The organism is Psychrobacillus sp. FJAT-21963 (assembly GCF_001420585.1).
GTDB lineage: Bacteria > Bacillota > Bacilli > Bacillales_A > Planococcaceae > Psychrobacillus.
The window spans coordinates 222,522-240,949 of sequence record NZ_LJIY01000001.1 but is presented as its reverse complement, the minus strand read 5'-3'; the positions used below and the strand labels follow the sequence as shown (position 1 = coordinate 240,949).

General features: G+C 35.9%; 16 protein-coding genes. 11 read left to right on the top strand and 5 right to left on the bottom strand.

Annotated elements, in window-relative coordinates; genetic code table 11:
- From addA to AN959_RS01130, 6 genes are all read left to right on the top strand, one after another.
- Nucleotides 1-3,702 carry a helicase-exonuclease AddAB subunit AddA gene (gene addA, locus AN959_RS01155; RefSeq protein ID WP_056829066.1) on the top strand — a complete coding sequence of 1,234 codons (3,702 nt, stop codon included), beginning with the start codon at nt 1-3 and terminating at the stop codon, nt 3,700-3,702.
- Between the two features lie 11 nt (nt 3,703-3,713).
- Entirely contained in the window at nt 3,714-4,910 is a 1,197-nt protein-coding gene (locus AN959_RS01150; protein ID WP_056827573.1) for a DUF418 domain-containing protein, read from the top strand.
- Between the two features lie 46 nt (nt 4,911-4,956).
- Nucleotides 4,957-5,853: a fumarylacetoacetate hydrolase family protein gene (locus AN959_RS01145; RefSeq protein ID WP_056827572.1), complete on the top strand. Its 897-nt coding sequence runs from the start codon at nt 4,957-4,959 to the stop codon at nt 5,851-5,853.
- Nucleotides 5,854-5,907: 54 nt separating this feature from the next.
- On the top strand, nt 5,908-6,270 hold the full coding sequence (locus AN959_RS01140; protein ID WP_053590260.1) for a DUF1516 family protein: 363 nt from the start codon (nt 5,908-5,910) through the stop codon (nt 6,268-6,270).
- Between the two features lie 42 nt (nt 6,271-6,312).
- Complete coding sequence (locus AN959_RS01135; RefSeq protein WP_056827571.1) at nt 6,313-6,498, top strand: hypothetical protein; 186 nt, start codon at nt 6,313-6,315, stop codon at nt 6,496-6,498.
- A 416-nt stretch (nt 6,499-6,914) separates the two neighbouring features.
- The gene (locus tag AN959_RS01130) at nt 6,915-8,351 is read left to right on the top strand and encodes an alpha-amylase family glycosyl hydrolase (RefSeq protein ID WP_082460694.1); all 1,437 of its coding nucleotides are present in this window, start codon (nt 6,915-6,917) and stop codon (nt 8,349-8,351) included.
- 54 nt (nt 8,352-8,405) lie between these two features.
- Here the strand turns inward: AN959_RS01130 and AN959_RS01125 are convergent, their stop codons facing one another.
- From AN959_RS01125 to AN959_RS01115, 3 genes are all read right to left on the bottom strand, one after another.
- Complete coding sequence (locus AN959_RS01125) at nt 8,406-8,918, bottom strand: DUF3231 family protein (protein WP_056827570.1); 513 nt, start codon at nt 8,916-8,918, stop codon at nt 8,406-8,408.
- A gap of 133 nt (nt 8,919-9,051) precedes the next feature.
- Nucleotides 9,052-9,903, bottom strand: coding sequence for a DegV family protein (locus AN959_RS01120; protein ID WP_056827569.1), 852 nt, complete (start codon nt 9,901-9,903; stop codon nt 9,052-9,054).
- 16 nt (nt 9,904-9,919) lie between these two features.
- Nucleotides 9,920-10,732 (bottom strand): Cof-type HAD-IIB family hydrolase, encoded by an 813-nt coding sequence (locus tag AN959_RS01115; protein WP_056827568.1) that lies wholly within the window; start codon nt 10,730-10,732, stop codon nt 9,920-9,922.
- A 132-nt stretch (nt 10,733-10,864) separates the two neighbouring features.
- On the opposite strand from AN959_RS01115, the gene AN959_RS01110 reads away from it, so the two are divergent.
- Together AN959_RS01110 and AN959_RS01105 are read left to right on the top strand one after the other, a co-directional pair.
- Nucleotides 10,865-11,623, top strand: coding sequence for a prolyl oligopeptidase family serine peptidase (locus AN959_RS01110; protein ID WP_056827567.1), 759 nt, complete (start codon nt 10,865-10,867; stop codon nt 11,621-11,623).
- Nucleotides 11,624-11,673: 50 nt separating this feature from the next.
- Nucleotides 11,674-11,982 carry a metal-sulfur cluster assembly factor gene (locus tag AN959_RS01105; protein WP_053590255.1) on the top strand — a complete coding sequence of 103 codons (309 nt, stop codon included), beginning with the start codon at nt 11,674-11,676 and terminating at the stop codon, nt 11,980-11,982.
- Nucleotides 11,983-12,604: 622 nt separating this feature from the next.
- Here the strand turns inward: AN959_RS01105 and AN959_RS01100 are convergent.
- A complete protein-coding gene (locus AN959_RS01100; RefSeq protein ID WP_056827566.1) occupies nt 12,605-13,300 on the bottom strand; it encodes a Crp/Fnr family transcriptional regulator in 696 nt (231 codons plus the stop codon).
- A 153-nt stretch (nt 13,301-13,453) separates the two neighbouring features.
- Between AN959_RS01100 and AN959_RS01095 the strand changes: the two genes are divergently transcribed.
- Nucleotides 13,454-15,580: an ATP-dependent Clp protease ATP-binding subunit gene (locus AN959_RS01095; protein WP_082460687.1), complete on the top strand. Its 2,127-nt coding sequence runs from the start codon at nt 13,454-13,456 to the stop codon at nt 15,578-15,580.
- A gap of 293 nt (nt 15,581-15,873) precedes the next feature.
- Here the strand turns inward: AN959_RS01095 and AN959_RS01090 are convergent, their stop codons facing one another.
- The gene (locus AN959_RS01090; protein ID WP_056827565.1) at nt 15,874-16,065 is read right to left on the bottom strand and encodes a YjzD family protein; all 192 of its coding nucleotides are present in this window, start codon (nt 16,063-16,065) and stop codon (nt 15,874-15,876) included.
- Between the two features lie 162 nt (nt 16,066-16,227).
- Here AN959_RS01090 and AN959_RS01085 point away from each other — a divergent pair, with 162 nt between their 5' ends.
- Together AN959_RS01085 and fabF are read left to right on the top strand one after the other, a co-directional pair.
- Entirely contained in the window at nt 16,228-17,163 is a 936-nt protein-coding gene (locus tag AN959_RS01085) for a beta-ketoacyl-ACP synthase III (protein ID WP_056827564.1), read from the top strand.
- A 28-nt stretch (nt 17,164-17,191) separates the two neighbouring features.
- Nucleotides 17,192-18,424 (top strand): beta-ketoacyl-ACP synthase II, encoded by a 1,233-nt coding sequence (fabF, locus tag AN959_RS01080; protein ID WP_053590251.1) that lies wholly within the window; start codon nt 17,192-17,194, stop codon nt 18,422-18,424.
- Nucleotides 18,425-18,428: the final 4 nt, after the last annotated feature.

Here is an 18,428-nt window from a genome sequence, read left to right as displayed (position 1 = left end):
ATGCCAGCAGAATTAACATGGACACCTGAGCAATGGAAGGCTATTTGGGCTAGTGGTTCTGATGTGCTTGTCTCTGCTGCCGCAGGTTCAGGGAAAACAGCTGTGTTGATTGACCGACTTATTCAAAAAGTGATTGCAAAAGAAAACCCGATTAATGTGGACGAATTACTTGTTGTGACTTTTACAAATGCTTCAGCTGCGGAAATGCGTCATCGAATGGGAGAAGCTTTAGAAAAAGCTATTGCAGAAGACCCATCATCGACTCATTTGCGCAAACAACTTAGCCTATTAAATAAAGCCCAAATTTCAACGCTTCATTCGTTCTGTTTAAATATAGTACGTCAATATTCCTATATGCTAGATATTGATCCAGGTTTTCGCATTGCTAACGAAACAGAAGCAGCCTTAATGCGTGATGACATTCTAGCGGAAGTATTGGAAGAGGCATATCATGTAGACAATCCAGAAGCCATGTATCGATTATCAGATAGCTTTACATCTGATCGAGATGACCAGTCCATTGAATTAATGATTGAGAAGTTATATACCTATGCGAGAGTACATCCAGAACCAAAAAAGTGGTTACAAGAAATACCAAAAGCATATACATTAGATGAGTTGATTACGATAGATGAGTTATCCTTTATTGAACCTTTGAAGCTCTCCATTGTTCATCAATTAGAATCGGCTATTGCTGTAACGGGAGAAATTCGTAAACTAGCGAATTTGCCAAATGGACCTGCTCCTCTTGCTGAAACAGCGATGAATGATCAAGGAATGATAAATGAAGCGATATCATTAATGAAAATTGGCTCATGGAAAGATGTGTACTACTATTTTCAAAACATTTCCTGGGGAAAAGCTGCAACTATCAGAAAAGATTCTTGTGACGAAGCATTAAAAAAACAAGCCGCTGAAAAACGAAATAAAGTGAAGAAAATTGTAAATGATTTAAAAGAAGATTACTTCGCTAGAACACCTGAACGTTTATTAGATGAAATGAGATTGATGGCTCCTCAATTAAAAACGCTCGTTGAGTTGGCAATCACATACGGAGAACGTTACACTGCAGCTAAAGATGACAAAGGACTTGTCGATTTTTCCGATTTAGAGCATTATGCTTTAGAAATATTAAGCGAACGTCAAGAAAATGGGGAGATTGGGCCATCTGCAATTGCAAGAGAGTATCAATCCCGTTTTAAAGAAGTATTGGTAGATGAATATCAAGATACAAATAGACTTCAAGAAACAATCTTACAGTTAGTAAAAAGCGGTAATGAGCAAACGGGAAATATGTTCATGGTTGGTGATGTGAAACAATCCATCTACCGCTTCCGATTAGCAGAGCCAATGCTGTTTTTAGGGAAATATTTAGCTTTTGATTCACTTCCTCTTAATTCTGGAGTAAAAATAGATTTAAATGCAAATTTCCGAAGTAGAAAAGAAGTACTCCATGCAACGAATTATATTTTCCAGCAAGTTATGGGGGAAAGTGTTGGGGAGATCAATTATGATGACTCAGCTTCTTTAAAACCACAGGCTCCTTATGATGAAGCAGAAGCTGCAGTTGAACTTGCTCTTCTGTATGAAGTAGAAGATGGAAGCGCGGAAGTTGATGAGGAGGATGGAGAAGACGAAGTAGCGATTGCCGAAGAAGATTTAAAGAAATCGCAAGCTGAAGCACGTTATATTATCTCTAAAATTAATGATTTAATGGATTCTGGTGCAACTGTTTTTGATCCTTGGAAGAAAAAAAATCGTCCCGTACAATATAGTGATATTGTTATTTTAATGCGTTCTATGACATGGTCACAGGAAGTAACAGATCAATTCAAAGAAGCGGGAATTCCGTTATATGCTGAGCTTTCCAAAGGTTATTTTGAAGCAATAGAAGTGCTGATAATGTTACATACACTTCGAACGATTGATAATCCATACCAAGATATTTCACTAGCATCCGTACTTCGTTCTCCATTTGTAGGATTAACGGAGACAGAGCTTGCGTTAATTCGGTTGGCTGCTCCAAAAGAACCTTTTTATGAAGCTCTAAAGGTCTTTGTGTCAACAGGGAAAGATGGTATTTCTATTGAAACAGAAGAGAAACTACAACGATTTTTACTCCAGTTTGAAGATTGGAGAAACTTAAGTAGAAGAGGATCGCTAGCAGACTTGATATGGCGCATTTATTTAGATACCAATTACTATGAAATTGTTGGCTCCATGCCAAATGGAAAGCAGCGGCAAGCGAATTTGCGTGTCCTTCATGATCGTGCAGTGGATTATGAAAAGACTTCATTTAGAGGTCTCTTTCGATTTTTACGTTTTATCGATCGAATGAGGAAGCGTGGAGATGACTTAGGAGCAGCTCGAGCTATTAGTGAAAAGGAGAATGTCGTTCGAATGATGACGATTCATTCTTCAAAAGGATTAGAATTTCCAATTGTCTTTTTAGGAGGAATGGGAAGACCCTTTAACCAGATGGACTTTAATGAGAATTATTTATTTGATCAATCGTTTGGTCTCGCTGTAAAAGCAATTGATCCTGACAAACGTATTTCCTTTACTTCATTACCATTCTTGGCGATGAAAGAAAAGAAGCAAATGGAGTTAAAAGCTGAAGAGATGCGTGTATTGTATGTAGCAATGACTCGAGCTAAAGAGCATTTATTCCTAATTGCTACTATAAAAGATTTGGCTAAGACCCTAACAAAATGGGAGGATGCTCAATCGATTTTACCTGGAGAAATGCTACCGGGATATATACGGGCTAAGGCAAAAAGTTATTTAGACTGGATAGGTCCTGCTGTAGCAAGGCATGCGGACTATAATCAAATTGCTGACATAAATGAAGTAAATATAGTTGAAAGTGACTCAAAGTGGAACTTTGTCACTAAATGTATAGATGAGTTAAAGATTCGCTCAGAAGTAGAAGCATCCGAAAAAGTGTCGTTGGATACACTTTTGAACAAAGACATATCATCTATATTGCCGACAATTCAGCATCGTTTTGAAACTGCTTATCCTTTTGAACTTTCTACACATAAGCGTTCTAAACAAACAGTTAGTGAAATTAAAAAGATACAACTGTTAGAAGAAAGAGAAGAGGAAGATTACTTCCAAATGGGTCATACACTTGGCAAAACGAATCGAGTTGCAAAAAGACCATTTTTCCTTCAAAAAGAAGAAAAATTGACGGGAGCAGAAGTAGGAACAGCTGTGCACGCATTTATGCAAAATGTAGATTTAACCAATGTAAAAAGTGCAGAACAAATACAAGAATTTGTGGAGACACTTGGTCAAAGAGAAATTCTTACAAGAGCTGAGCAAGCTGCCATCAATCCAAAGAAAATGGTTCCATTCTTTCACTCAGAAATAGCAAATAGATTAATACATGCGAAAGAAATTATGCGCGAGTTTCCTTTTACTTATGCATTAGAAGATGAGGATGGCGATAGTCAAATTATTCAAGGGGTAGTAGACTGTCTCTTTCAAGAAGAAGATGGACGCTGGGTGTTATTAGATTATAAGACAGATCGTGTCCAGCATTTAGTATCTAATGATACTGTCCTACTTGAAGAAATGAAAAATCGTTACAATATCCAATTATCTTTATATGCACAAGCAATAGAAGCAATCATGAAAATAGAGATAAAGGAAAAAATACTTTATTTATTTGATATAAACAAAACAGTTAATTTATAGGGGGAAAAAAATTGTTGATTCGTCCAACAGAAGTGAAAGAACGAGTAATTTCGATTGATGTAATGAGAGGGTTTGCGCTACTTGGTATTTTCATTGTGAATATGTTGTTCTTTCATTCTCCATATATCTACATTAATCCTTATACTTGGTTTCATCTACCTGGAGATTATGAAACGTATAAATGGATTGATATTTTTGTGCAAGGCAGTGTATATCCGTTATTTGCTATGTTATTTGGTTACGGACTATCCATGCAGTTTATGAAATCACAGGAACGTGGAACTTCCTTTGCAAAGTTAGCAGCTCGTAGGCTGTCTGTGCTACTTTTAATCGGATGTATTCACGCATTCCTTATTTGGTCAGGGGATATATTAATCACCTACGCACTTGCAGGATTTGTCCTTTTATTGGTAATTCGATTAAAGCCAATTTGGTTATTTATCATCAGTGCAGTATTGTTCATAATTCCGAATGGCTTATTAAATGGTTTGTTATATTGGATGGGAAAATTCGATTCGGATAGTCTTATTATTTTTACAGGAATTCAAGAAATTGAATCCTCTATAGAAGCGTTCTCACAAGGCTCTTGGTTGGAAATTTTTGATCAACGTTTAGCAGATTGGTTATATATGACACAATATGGATTAATCATTTTAGTTATGTTTTTTACGATTGTACCGTTTTTGTTAATCGGGGCAGCCGCTGCAAAACTAAAATTAATTGAACGTGCACGTGAATTGAAAGTATTTTGGATTGTGACCATCCTTATAACACTGATAGGTGGTACTGTTATTAAATGGATACCTTTTATGAAAGAGGCAAATCTGTTTACTATGTCTGTACAAGATACATTTGGCGGACCATTGCAAGCAATTGCATATGGTGGGATTCTTGCACTTTTATGCACAATTCCCGCAATGCAAAGGTTATTCTCACCTTTTGCCAAAGCAGGTAGAATGTCAATGACCATCTATTTAATGCAATCGATCATTGCAACAACTATATTTTATTCTTATGGGTTTGGTTTATATGGAAGAATTGACATTCAAACAGGTACTTGGATGGCTATTGGCATATATCTCTTACAGCTTGTATTTGCCGAACTATGGTTTATGAAATATAAGCAAGGTCCAGTGGAAGCATTATGGAGAAAACTGACTTATCCAAATAATTTGTCACAAAAAGATGAAAACAAAGTAAATTTGTAATAGACTAGGAATATGATTCAAAACTATTTGAAGGAGTGTCAACATAATGAAACTATTATCATACCGATTAAATGATAAAATTTACTTCGGACCAAAAGTAAAAAAAGAAGAAGCAGTTTGGGATGTACTAAGTATTCAAGAGACCCTTCAAGTGTTACCAAGTTTCCCTAAGACAATTGTCGAAGGTGTTAGTCTTGGGATAGATTTTATGGAACAAATTAGAAAGCTAGTAGAAGCAGCTATGCAAAGTGAAAATCCAGACGGCTTTAAACGCCAATTTACAGAAATCGAGTGGTTATCTCCTATTCCACGGACACCAAAAAATATTATGGCAGTTGGTAAAAACTATGCGGATCATGCAAAAGAAATGGGTGGAGAAGCAAATACGTTTGTTGTTTTCACTAAAGCTCCAACGGCAATTGCTGCTGATGAACAAACTCTTTCTGTACATGCTGATAAAACTTCCTCTTATGATTACGAAGGTGAGCTAGCTATTGTCATTGGGAAAAAAGGAAAAGATATTCCGACTAAGCTTGCATTTGATTATATATTTGGTTATACAATTGCCAACGATCTTACAGCACGCGATATTCAAAAAAATCATCAACAATATTTCTTGGGGAAAAGTTTGGAAGGCTCATGCCCGATTGGACCATATGTTGTAACAAAAGATGAAATTCCAAATCCGCAAGAGCTAACGGTTGTAACGAAAGTAAATGATGAAATTCGTCAAAATGGAAAAACCTCGGATATGGTATATTCAGTGGAACAAATTATTTCTGACATTTCTAAAACAGTTACCCTAGAGCCAGGGGATATTATTTTAACAGGAACTCCTTCAGGGGTTGGCAATGGTTATAATCCTCCTAAATTTTTAAAATCAGGCGATATTGTGAAAATTTCTATCGAAGGAATTGGAACTCTAGTAAACAAATTCGAGTAAAAAATCGGCAAAAATGGTAAGATAGAAATGTAAATAAATTGTCGAGGTGAAATAATGGATTTCTTAGCATCAACACACTTACACATTACAACATGGGTACTAGCACTAATCTTGTTCTTCGTTGCATTAGCAGTAGCTAATCCAAAAGTGGTTCAAATGATTTTGCGTTTAGATTATTTATTAATTTTATTAACCGGTATTGCGCTATTTATGAAAGGTATGGACTATGGTCAAGGAATGCTGTATGGACTAAAATTTATAGCAGGGTTACTTGTCATTGGAATGATGGAAATGACATTAGCGAAAAAGAAAAAAGAAAAACCTTACACAACGTTTCTTGTCTTGGTCTTTGTATTTTTCTTCATCGCGCTTTTCCTAGGATTTAAATTACCAATGGGCATAAACTTTCTAGCATAAAAAAGAAGGAGCTTTCATATATAGGAAGCTCCTTTTAATGTAATGAAAGAGAAGGAAGTGGGCGGAAAAATGCTAGGTATGTCCTTACTATTATTTGTCATACTACTTATGCTTTTATTCGTTATCGCTTCCTATTTTATCTCGAAACAACAAAAAATGGGTGATAAAGTAGGAAGTGAATTAGATCACACTCACGAAAGTATTATTCATTTAGTTAATAAAGAGTAGATGACATATTGGTAGTGGCTATTAGTGGTAATTAACTAGATTACTTAATGGGAGGGACGTGACGTAGTCACGTCCCTTGTACATTTGTGAAAGCGGAGGAATAATAAGCGTAACAGAATTTAGGTTACTGAATCATTTCTTCCTTAAATGCCACAGCATAATTTGAGAGTGTAGAGTAATTATTGCTATTTTAAGACACAGTTTGGACGAATTATTGTTTAAATTTTGGACTTATACGTATAAACAATAGCGATTAAAACTTAGCTTTGATAAAATAACGTTGATATATTTTAATCATCAAGCTTCAGATACAAATGAGCTAAATACAGCATTGGTGAGAAATTGCAATAATAAATCTTGAATACTAGTTGCTGCTTAAGGTGTCTACTGATTTTCTAAACAGAGGAGGACTTTACTTGAATGTTAAAAAGTTGCTTGTTACCGGAATATTAATGTTTGGTTTAATGGTAACAACATCTCAAAATATAAATGCTGAAGAAACAAATTCTATACATAATGAAAGTATTTATGATCTTTATGTGGATCGCTATTTTAATAAAACTTCAACAAATGATTTAAATGTGAATCCAAAAGATCCAAATGCTTTTGCAGGTGGAGACTTTCTAGGTGTAATGGAAAAAATGGACCATATTAAAGATATGGGTTTTACCATTATTTCAATTGGTCCAGTTTTTGCGACGGAAAGATATGATGGTAAGCGTGTACTAGATTTCAATGAGCTTGAGCAAAGATTTGGTACCCAAGAGGAATTTCAACAATTAATAAAGTCAGCACATAAAAAAGAAATGAAAATTATGATTGAATTTCCTTTAAACAATTTCAGTGAGAATCATATTTGGAATGCAGACCCTGCTAAAAAGGATTGGATTCTAAAAGCAGAAGATGGCGTTATGCAAGTAGACTTGAACAATACAGAAGTTCAGAAGGCATTAATTGATACGATTGTAGACTTTACGCAACAATATAATATTGATGGAGTGAAGTTTTCTCAATTAGATGGTGCTCCTACTTCTTTTATAAACGATATGATTTCAGCAATAAAGGAAGTTGATAGTTCGATCTATGCTATTTCATTGGAAGAATCAGATGCAAATTTTGATACAAAGTACTCGGAAGATTTACTTATAAACTTTAGAGACGCTTTTAAAAATACGGATATGCCGTCAGAAGGAATTGCTTCTACGGAGTATAACGATTTGTTAATGATTGATCACTTAAACACTGAACGGTTCACTTATTATAGTGCCCTTGAAAATATGTTTCCGCCAACTCGTATTAAAACAGCAATTGGGGCAATTCTTACAATGCCTGGAGTTCCATATATGAGCTATGGTACTGAAATCGCTATGAACGGTCAAACTGAACAAGAAAGTCATCAAATTATGAATTTCCGCGTGGATGAAGATATAATGGAGTATTTCAAAGATATAAACTCTATTCGGAACAAGTCAGAAACACTTCGGACAGGAAAAACAGAGCTACTAAAAAATGAGGATGGTTATTTAGTATTTAAGCGATATTCAGATGAAGAAACATTTATAGTAGTTGTTAACAATACAAGTAGTACTCAACGAATTGATTTATCAAGTGATGTCGTTGGAGAAAATGTAGAGCTACGAGGTATCTTCGAGAAAGATTTAGTTCGTCCTGCTAAGAATGGGGATTATCGATTAGTGCTGGATCGGGAAATTGTGGAATTATACCAAGTAACAGATCGTAAAGGTTTAAATACTTCTTATATAATAGCTATGGCAATTGCCTATTTATTATTTATAGCGTTTTTAGTTATTGTATGGAAAAAAGGAAAACAACGAAAATTGGATAGCAAATAAAAAAAAGAAGTAGACTAGATTTAATGATGTCTACTTCTTTTATATTTCACTACTTTAATTGTTTTCTGGGAAGTTTACATGTAAAGGAGGTGGAACTAACCAACCTCTACTTTTGTTTAGTCTAAGTACTTTAGCTCCAAATTGAGCTTTATTTGCATGGAATTGTCCATACATCATTCCTATATCTTCTCTAATAGACATTCCCATTGCCTGGCTACAAGCAACTAATCCAGCAGCAACATTCATAGCTAATGAAGCACTTATTTCTGGATCATTGAATCTAGCTCCTACAGGAATGTCTTCCAATCGTGCAACTGGGCGAGCTGGAGGAGCTGGGGGAAGACCAATTGCATTTACTTTTAGTATTCTATCTAATTGCTTGTTTTCCTCTTCCATACCCTGAATAGCTTCTTCGACTAACTTTTTTAGGTCATCATCACCGGTATGATTATAAAATGTTTGGTAGGCTGCTATTAACCCGTTGTTGGTAGCAAGATTTGTCCAAATTCCGAATACCTCACCGTAATGTAATGGTTCATCTTTAGGATTACCACTTAAAATACCCATTTTTACACTCCTTATTGAAAAAAGATTCATGAATTTCTTCACGTTTATTTATTATGTGAAGAATCAGCAAAACTATTCGAAAGAAAGAAAAAGACGAGATTCCAAATAAATTAGAATCTCGTCAAAATAATTATTATGATAGTTTGTTTAAAAAGAATAAGGCCAATGTACCGGGACCAACATGAGCTCCAATAGTAGAACCAATGCGATGAATTTCAATACTTTTTGGATGGAACTGTTCTTCTATTAACTGTTTTAGTTCAAGTGCTGTTGCTTCGTCATCTGAGTGACTAATTGCAATAGTTTGTGCAGCTAATGTCTCACCACGTTCACCCATTACTTCGATCATTCGCTTAATAACTTTTTTACGTCCGCGAATTTTTTCAATTGGTACAAGTTTACCATCCTCCACATGAAGAAGAGGTTTAATATTAAGAAGCCCACCAATAAAAGCACTTGCTTTGGAAACTCTTCCGCCTCGTGCCATATAATCTAAGTCTTCTACTGTAAAGAGATGCTCCATATGTTTAGCTGTAAACCTAATTTTTTCTTCTACCATTGATAGGTCTAAGCCCTCATCTCTCAATCGCACTGCTTCTTTTACTAGGAGTCCATAACCGAGAGATGCACATTTTGAGTCAATAATAGTTAATTTTAACTCTGGATATGTTTCTAACAACTGCTCACGCATCATCACTGCTGTACTATATGTTCCAGATAACTCTGAAGAGAACGCAATGTATAATCCTTCTTCACCCGATTTTGCAAGTTCTTCAAATAGTCTTAGAAAAAGTTCAGGTGAGGCTTGTGAGGTTTTTGGTTGTTTCCCAGCGCGAATTGCTGCATACACCTCATTCGAATCAATACCAATCACATCTTCATATTCTTGATCATCAATATGCACTCTAAGCGGTGCTAATACAACATTATGTAGCTCATAAAAAGATTTTGGTAAGTCACTTGCACTATCAGCAAATAATCTCATTTCCATCCCCCTAATTTTAGATATTTAATTTTAATCTATCTTTTAAAAATTCTGCGATACCATCTTCATTATTCGTTAATGTAATTTCATTTGCAATATTCTGAAGTGGGGATATAGCATTTCCCATCGCAACACCAACCCCTGCATATTCAATCATTTCCAGATCATTGTCCTCATCCCCAAATGCGATGATATTTTCTTTTGGAATATTTAAATACTCAGAAACATGTTTTAATCCAACAGCCTTGTTTAAACCGTTACGAATAATTTCAATAACGTCCCAAGGTGCGCCCCAACGACGCTGATCGATTACCTCTGCGTGTACATCTTGTAGATGTTTACGTACTAAGTCGACAGAATCGTCTTCAGCGTGAATCAATAAACTTGTAGGATCAGTTTTTAAAAAGGTACGTAAATCCCCCGTTGTAATATGTGGATTACCAAGAGCGAACGCAGATATCATTTTTTCATCATGATGATGTAAGTATACATCGTCTAATACTTCTGCCAGCATATTTTTTATCGAATAGTTTTGAACTGCCTCTACTACTTCTTTTACAACATTCAAATCAATTGGTTTATGTACAGTATTCCAAGAAGTGTCCATCGGATGATGAACAAATGCACCATTGAAATTAACGATTGGAGTATTTAATCCTAGTTCTTTATAGTACATTTCACTTGATCTATATGGTCTACCTGTAGCAATCATTACTTCATGACCTTCGTTTTTTGCTTGTAAAATCGTTTTTTTAGTTTTATCTGATATTATTTTTTCATCTGTTAGTAAAGTGCCATCTAGATCCAACACAATTAAGTGACGTTGCATATAAAATTCTCCTTTCCTTCTATTGTAAAGTGTATCCTTTTCATGAATAAACGTCAAAATGAAATAACGGCTCTTTTGTAAATTCCAATTTACTTTGTTAATATAATATTAAATAGGGGAGGCGGTTCTTAAATGATTGTACAATCGGAAACTTGGGGAAATATAACTCTACTTCATATATATAACGAACAGACGAAGATTAATTCTCCAATTATAATCTTTTTACATGGTTTTGAAAGTGCAAAGGAACATAATTTACATTATGCTTACCAGCTAGTAAATGCAGGTTGTCGAGTGATATTGCCAGATGCACATTTACATGGCGAAAGAGATGAAAATTTAGATCAAGTAGAAATAAGTCTCCGCTTCTGGGAAACTGTTTTGACTTCTATAGAAGAAGTAGGAAAATTAAAACAGGAATTAAATAATAGAGGCTATGGGAACGAACAAAAAATAGGGATTGCTGGCACGTCCATGGGAGGTATTACAACACTCGGATGCTTAACAGCTTATCCATGGATTGATGCTGCAGCAATAATGATGGGTACACCTGGATATGTTCAATTAGCAAAGGCTCAAATCGAACAATTTGAACAAAAGGGATTTAAAATTCCTTTGAATTCGGAAGAAAAAGATAATATGTTCCAAACATTATCTACTTTCGATGCTTCTATACATATGAAGAATCTAGAAAATAAACCCCTATTCTTTTGGCACGGAGTAAAAGACCAGGTGGTTCCTTTTGAACCGACTGCATATTTTATTGAATCTTATGTAAAACAATTTGGAAATGAAAATTTAGTATTTATAAAAGATAAATCAGCCGGGCATGCAGTTACCCGAAAAGGATTACTTGAAGTAACGAAATGGCTAGCAAACAATTTGGCTTAAAGACCGTAGTTTGTTATGATGAAATAAAGTGTCAGGGAGGTTTTATAAAAATGGATCAAGATATGAAAGACAGTATGATGGGTGCACTAGAAAACGTTATTGACCCTGAGCTCGGTATTGATATTGTCAATTTGGGTTTAGTATATGACGTTGATTTGACAGATGAGGGGCTTGCAACCGTAACAATGACTCTTACTTCCATTGGATGCCCAATGGGTCCAATGATTGTGGATCAAGTGAAAACAGCACTTGGCGAATTACCTGAAGTAAAAGAAACAGAAGTAAATATAGTTTTCAATCCACCATGGTCAAAAGAAAATATGTCTCGATATGCTAAAATTGCATTGGGAATAAGATAATAAGAAAAGGAGCTGTCCAGAAAGTCATAATAATGACTTTTAAGGGCAGCCTCTTTCTTTGGAGCTTATATTTAAAAAGTGCGTTATATTATATGAGATTTCATAACAGTAAGTGAACGACAAGTTGTTCACTTACACGATTTTTATTTTGGACCCGTTAATTTCCGTTCCAGGCGGACGCGTTCCGCCGGCATGGCTTCAGCCGCTTCCCTCGCTACACTCAGTCCAGGGTCTTCAGCTCATGCTATTCCGGCTGGAGTCGCCGCCTTCCACTCCAATCAATACTATTATCCGCTTTTCAATTAGAAAACCATCATGCCATTAATATAGCAAATTTTTATCACTTAAATTTTTTCAATTAGTATTTTTTGAAAATCGTTGAAAAAGGCGACACTCCTGCGGGAATAGCGTTAGCCGAAGCCCCCGCAGCACAGCGAGGAGGCTAAGGAAACGCCCGCGGAAAGGGAGCCGTTTCAACGATTTTCTTATTTATCAGACGACATTAATTAGTAAAGTCAAATTTCTATAGACTTTTTCAATGACCTCACTACGCTCCATGCGGAGTCTCGGACTGTCTCGCTTTCCCGCAGGAGTACTTTAGGGACTTATTGGACAGCTGATTTTAATCTATTCTGCATATATGTAATGGACAGTTATCGCATTCAATTTCTTTACGTAAATAGTCCAAATCGTGAATGGTTATAATACCTTTTTTAAAAGTAACAATTCCTGATTTTTTTAAATCATTTAACATTCGATTCACAACTTCTCGACTAGTTGCACAAAAATTTGCTAATTCTTGATTAGTTAAGTGATGTTCAATAACGATACTTCCATCTTTTTGAGGAATTCCATACGTATTGGAAAGTCGTATTAAAGTAGAAAAGAGTGCTCCTTTTTTTCCGTGTAACAATAAATCTCTAAATCTCGTTTCATTCTTTAAATGATTTATTTGTACAATTTTCATCCATTCTTTCATAAGGGGAGGGGAAGACGTTAAAAAATTTTCCAGTTGTGTTCTTGAAAGAGCATATATTTGCGTTGGCTCGATAGCGTGTGCAGATACTGCATGATATACAGTTTCACAAAAAACGGATGTTTCACCGATAATACTTTCAGGTCCGGTAATTTTTAAAGTAAATATTCGCCCACTCTCCGAATCCTTCGTAATTCTAACATATCCAGAAACGATATAATACACTTCATCGGATCTTTCTCCTTCATTAAAAATAGGGCGATCCTTTTCAATTTTCATAATGGAACCAAATTGGTCAAATAATGAATTTATACCTTCAAACAAAGGAGTATTCTCGCTCATTAATAATCACAACCTTTCCAACTGTATAACAATAATAGCATATTAACCCTATATACATAGGTAAAATCGCTTTTCTTTACAAATAATAAAAGAAAATATTATAATTACATTAGTCAAAAAAGGTCAAACTATTTCAAAAGGAGATGGTTGGGTATGCAAATGAAACAACAGGATGAAAAAAGTCCATTAGAAACTTATGGACGCAATTTAGTTACCGCAGTAAAAGAAGGGAAAATGGACCCTGTTATCGGAAGAGATCAAGAAATACGGGATGTTATTCGTATATTATCTAGAAAAACAAAAAATAATCCTGTCCTAATTGGAGAGCCAGGTGTTGGAAAAACTGCAATTGTGGAAGGTTTGGCGCAACGAATTGTACGAAAAGATGTACCGGAAGGACTAAAAGAAAAAGAAATTTTTGAGCTAGATATGAGTTCTTTAATAGCAGGTGCAAAATATCGTGGAGAATTTGAAGAGCGTTTACAAGCTGTTTTAAAGCAAGTTAAAGAAAGTGATGGACAAATTATATTATTTATAGATGAAATCCATACAATAGTAGGTGCTGGAAAATCTGACGGTGCAATGGATGCGGGGAACATGCTAAAACCAATGCTTGCTCGTGGAGAATTACATTGTATCGGAGCAACCACTTTAGATGAATACCGCCTGTATATTGAAAAGGATCCGGCACTTGAAAGAAGATTTCAACAAGTGCTTGTTCGAGAGCCTTCTGTCGAAGATACAGTATCCATTTTACGTGGATTGAAAGAGCGCTTTGAATTACATCATGGTGTGCGCATTCATGATAGAGCTATTGTAGCTGCTGCGGAATTATCAAATAGATACATTACAGAACGTTTTTTACCCGACAAAGCAATCGATTTAGTAGATGAAGCATGTGCAATGATTCGAACAGAAATTGATTCAATGCCCCAAGAGCTAGATGAAGTGACACGAAAAATGATGCAGCTTCAAATTGAAGAACAAGCCTTAATGAAAGAAAAAGATGCTGCAAGTCAAAAAAGACTTGAACAGTTACGCCAAGACCTATTAGAATTAGAACAATCTACAAGTGACATGCGAAACAAATGGAAAGAGGAAAAAGAATCTATTCAGGTCATTCAACAAAAAAGAGAAGAACTAGATCGATTTAGAAGAGAACTGGAAGAAGCAGAAAATAAATATGATTTGAACAAGGCAGCTGAGCTACGGCATGGGAAAATACCTTCATTAGAAAAAGAATTGCAACAATATGAACAACAAATTAATGATCAATCTGATGTTCGCTTGTTACGTGAAGAAGTCACTTCAGAAGAAATTGCTTCTATTGTATCAAGATGGACAGGAATTCCAGTAACGAAATTGGTCGAAGGAGAAAGAGAAAAACTCCTTCGTTTAAAAGAGACACTTGGTGAAAGAGTTGTTGGACAAGATCAAGCAGTGCAATTAGTAACTGAAGCGGTTTGGCGTGCAAGAGCCGGGATAAAGGATCCTAAAAAGCCAATTGGTTCCTTCTTATTTTTAGGTCCAACAGGTGTAGGGAAAACGGAACTTGCTAAATCGTTGGCTGCGAACCTGTTTGATTCGGAAGAGCATTTTATACGTATCGATATGTCTGAATATATGGAGAAACATAGTGTTTCTCGTTTAGTTGGAGCACCTCCAGGATATATTGGGTACGAAGAAGGTGGCCAATTAACTGAAGCAGTTCGTCGAAATCCATACTCTGTCGTACTATTAGATGAAATAGAAAAAGCTCATCCAGATGTAGCTAATATATTATTACAACTAATGGATGATGGACGTATTACAGATAGCCAAGGAAGAATAGTTAACTTTACAAATACGGTAGTTATCCTAACTTCTAATATTGGTTCACAATATCTTGGAAATACGACTGGAGTCATCGGGGAAGAAGAAGAAAGTCTTGTAATGGCAGCTTTAAGGGACCATTTTAAACCTGAGTTATTAAACCGCTTAGATGACATTATCATGTTCCATTCTTTAACTATTCATCATTTTGAAAAAATCACTGAAAAATATGTAAAACAGCTACAAAATCGTGTTCAAGAACAAGAGATCAATTTACAAGTAAATCATGAAGTGATTAAGTGGATCGTGGAAGAAGGTACAGACGCAGCTTTCGGAGCAAGACCCTTGAAACGTTTTATACAAAGAAATTTAGAAACTGCTGTTGCAAAATTATTAATCGCTGGTACGGTTCTTCCAGGAAGTACAATTGTAGCGACCATTGAAGATAATCAATTAATGATTAAATAAGAAAACAGCTCCCATACTTTGGGAGCTGTTTTTATTGGTTTAAAGACATTATAACGCATACAACCTGGAATTGCGCTGCCTCACACCACCATAGTCTAGTAGCAATATAGCTCCGAATTTGCATCTTCGGGAGCATACAAAATAAATAGAAATTCATATCCTTTAACTGATTCTTATGTTTTTTAAGAGGGTTACGGATAGACAATAGCCATAAACCTACCGAAAAAAGAGGAGGCTCGTGAAATAGTCACGAGCCTCCTCTAAAAAACACGGTAAGCACTATTGTGCTTTTCTTAATGATGTTCTGGTGTTGCTACTGGCTCATTTGGAAGGATTGCAGAAATAAGGATAACCAAAATTGCAACCGGGATTGACATGATTAAGCCGTTGTTAAGATCAAATTCTACGTTTTGTACAGAGCTTACTACGTAATTTAACATAGAAACTAGTATTACGGACCATACAAGTGTCATCATATATTTCATTTCATTCACCTCAAGCTATTTTTACTACGTTAATCATATCATAACCCTTCCTAATTCAAAAGAATATTTACGATTTCAAACTATGTTGTTGAAAAATGTTCATATATTCGGTATTATTATTACCAGGTACTAATAATAGATTATAAGAAAAGGGGAACTTTCGTGAATGCTGGAATAATTGGTTTAGGAACTTATTCACCTGAGCATATTTTAACTAATGCAGACCTTGAGAAAAAAGTAGATACATCCGATGAATGGATTAGAACTAGAACTGGTATAGAAGAAAGAAGAATTGCAGGAGAGGAAGAAAACACTTCTCATTTAGCGTATAAAGCAGCAAAAGAAGCAATCGAGAATGCTGGAATATCTCCTGAGCAAATTGGTCTTATTCTTGTTGCAACAGTTACACCTGATCAACCGTTTCCAAGTGTTTCCTCCATGTTGCAATATCAGCTAGGTGCAACAAATGCAGCGGCAATGGATCTGTCTGCAGCTTGTGCAGGATTTATATATGGGTTGGTTACTGCAAAACAATTCGTAGAATCTAATGCATATTCACATGTGTTAGTAGTAGGAGTTGAAAAACTTTCTAAGATAACAGATTGGGAAGATCGTAATACAGCTGTGTTATTTGGTGATGGAGCAGGAGCTGCAGTTGTGAGTAAAGTATCAGAAGGACGAGGAATCTTGTCATTCGAGCTTGGCGCAGATGGTAGTGGTGGTAAGCATTTATACCAAGATGGACCTTATCTTGCTATGAATGGTAGAGAAGTATATAAGTTTGCCGTTAGACAAATGGGTGAGTCTGCAGTTAATGTAACAGAGAAAGCCGGTTTAACAAAAGAAGACATCGATATGTTAATACCACACCAAGCAAATATTCGTATAATGGATGCTTCAAGAGAAAGATTAGGACTCCCTGTTGAAAAAATGTCTAAAACAATCCATAAGTATGGAAATACATCATCAGCATCTATTCCACTGTCATTAAAAGATGAAGTTAACAATGGGAAAATAAAAGATGACGATATCATAGTGATGGTAGGTTTTGGTGGCGGATTAACTTGGGGTGCTATTACATTAAAGTGGGGAAAATAATAAATGAACTTCGGAAGGATGAATATTCATGACGAAACGTAGAGTAGTAGTAACAGGAATTGGGGCAGTTACTCCGCTTGGAAATGATATAGAAACAACTTGGTCTGGTATTAAAGAAGGTAAATCGGGTGTAGGAATGCTTACACGACTTGACGCAAGTCAGTTCCCAGCAAAAGTAGCAGCTGAAGTAAAAGACTTTGATATTGAGAAATATATTGAGAAAAAAGATGCACGTAAGATGGATCGCTTTACACACTATGCGCTTGCAGCATCTATCATGGCTGTAGAAGATGCTAATTTAACAATTACGGAGGAATTAGGCCTTCGAACTGGGGTTTGGATTGGTTCTGGTATTGGTGGTATGGAAACATACGAAGCACAGTTCCGTGTATTTTTAGAAAAAGGTGCTCGACGTGTTAGCCCGTTTTTTGTACCTATGATGATTCCGGATATGGCAGCAGGTCAAGTTTCAATTCATTTTGGAGCTAAAGCTGTTAATTCCTGTACTGTAACTGCGTGTGCTTCGGGTACAAACTCCATTGGAGATGCATTTAAAGTTATAGAACGTGGAGATGCAGATGTAATGATAACAGGCGGTGCAGAATCCCCAATTACACATATGTCTGTAGCTGGATTTTGTTCAAACACGGCACTTACATTAAATACAGATCCACAAACTGCTTCTAGACCATTTGATGCAAACCGTGATGGATTTGTTATTGGTGAAGGTGCTGGGATTATCATTTTAGAAGAGTATGACCATGCAGTAGCACGCGGAGCAAAAATATATGCTGAAATTATTGGTTATGGATCAACTGGTGATGCACATCATATAACTGCTCCAGCGCCAGAAGGAGAAGGGGCAGCTCGTGCTATGCAACAAGCACTTGAAGATGCTGGAGTTACTCCTGAACAAGTTGATTATATTAATGCGCATGGAACGAGTACACCATATAATGATCAATTCGAAACGATGGCTGTGAAATCTGTTTTCGGTGAACATGCATACAAATTAGCAATGAGTTCTACTAAATCTATGACAGGCCATTTGCTTGGGGCAGCTGGTGGGGTTGAAGCGATATTCACTGTGTTAGCTTTAAAAGAAGGAATATTGCCACCAACGATGAATTTAGAAACACCTGATCCAGAATGTGATTTAGACTATGTTCCAAATGAAGCTAGAGAAGCAAATATTCAATACGCAATGAGCAATTCTTTAGGCTTTGGTGGTCATAATGCATCTATACTTTTCAAAAAATAATTAT

Bases quoted from the DNA above. Each gene is read 5' to 3' on its own strand.
- addA (WP_056829066.1), top strand. From the start codon at position 1: ATGCCAGCAGAATTAACATGGACACCTGAGCAATGGAAGGCTATTTGG.
- AN959_RS01145 (WP_056827572.1), top strand. From the start codon at position 4,957: ATGAAACTATTATCATACCGATTAAATGATAAAATTTACTTCGGACCA.
- AN959_RS01140 (WP_053590260.1), top strand. From the start codon at position 5,908: ATGGATTTCTTAGCATCAACACACTTACACATTACAACATGGGTACTA.
- AN959_RS01135 (WP_056827571.1), top strand. From the start codon at position 6,313: ATGAAAGAGAAGGAAGTGGGCGGAAAAATGCTAGGTATGTCCTTACTA.
- AN959_RS01125 (WP_056827570.1), bottom strand. From the start codon at position 8,918: ATGGGTATTTTAAGTGGTAATCCTAAAGATGAACCATTACATTACGGT.
- AN959_RS01120 (WP_056827569.1), bottom strand. From the start codon at position 9,903: ATGAGATTATTTGCTGATAGTGCAAGTGACTTACCAAAATCTTTTTAT.
- AN959_RS01115 (WP_056827568.1), bottom strand. From the start codon at position 10,732: ATGCAACGTCACTTAATTGTGTTGGATCTAGATGGCACTTTACTAACA.
- AN959_RS01110 (WP_056827567.1), top strand. From the start codon at position 10,865: ATGATTGTACAATCGGAAACTTGGGGAAATATAACTCTACTTCATATA.
- AN959_RS01105 (WP_053590255.1), top strand. From the start codon at position 11,674: ATGGATCAAGATATGAAAGACAGTATGATGGGTGCACTAGAAAACGTT.
- AN959_RS01100 (WP_056827566.1), bottom strand. From the start codon at position 13,300: ATGAGCGAGAATACTCCTTTGTTTGAAGGTATAAATTCATTATTTGAC.
- AN959_RS01095 (WP_082460687.1), top strand. From the start codon at position 13,454: ATGCAAATGAAACAACAGGATGAAAAAAGTCCATTAGAAACTTATGGA.
- AN959_RS01090 (WP_056827565.1), bottom strand. From the start codon at position 16,065: ATGAAATATATGATGACACTTGTATGGTCCGTAATACTAGTTTCTATG.
- fabF (WP_053590251.1), top strand. From the start codon at position 17,192: ATGACGAAACGTAGAGTAGTAGTAACAGGAATTGGGGCAGTTACTCCG.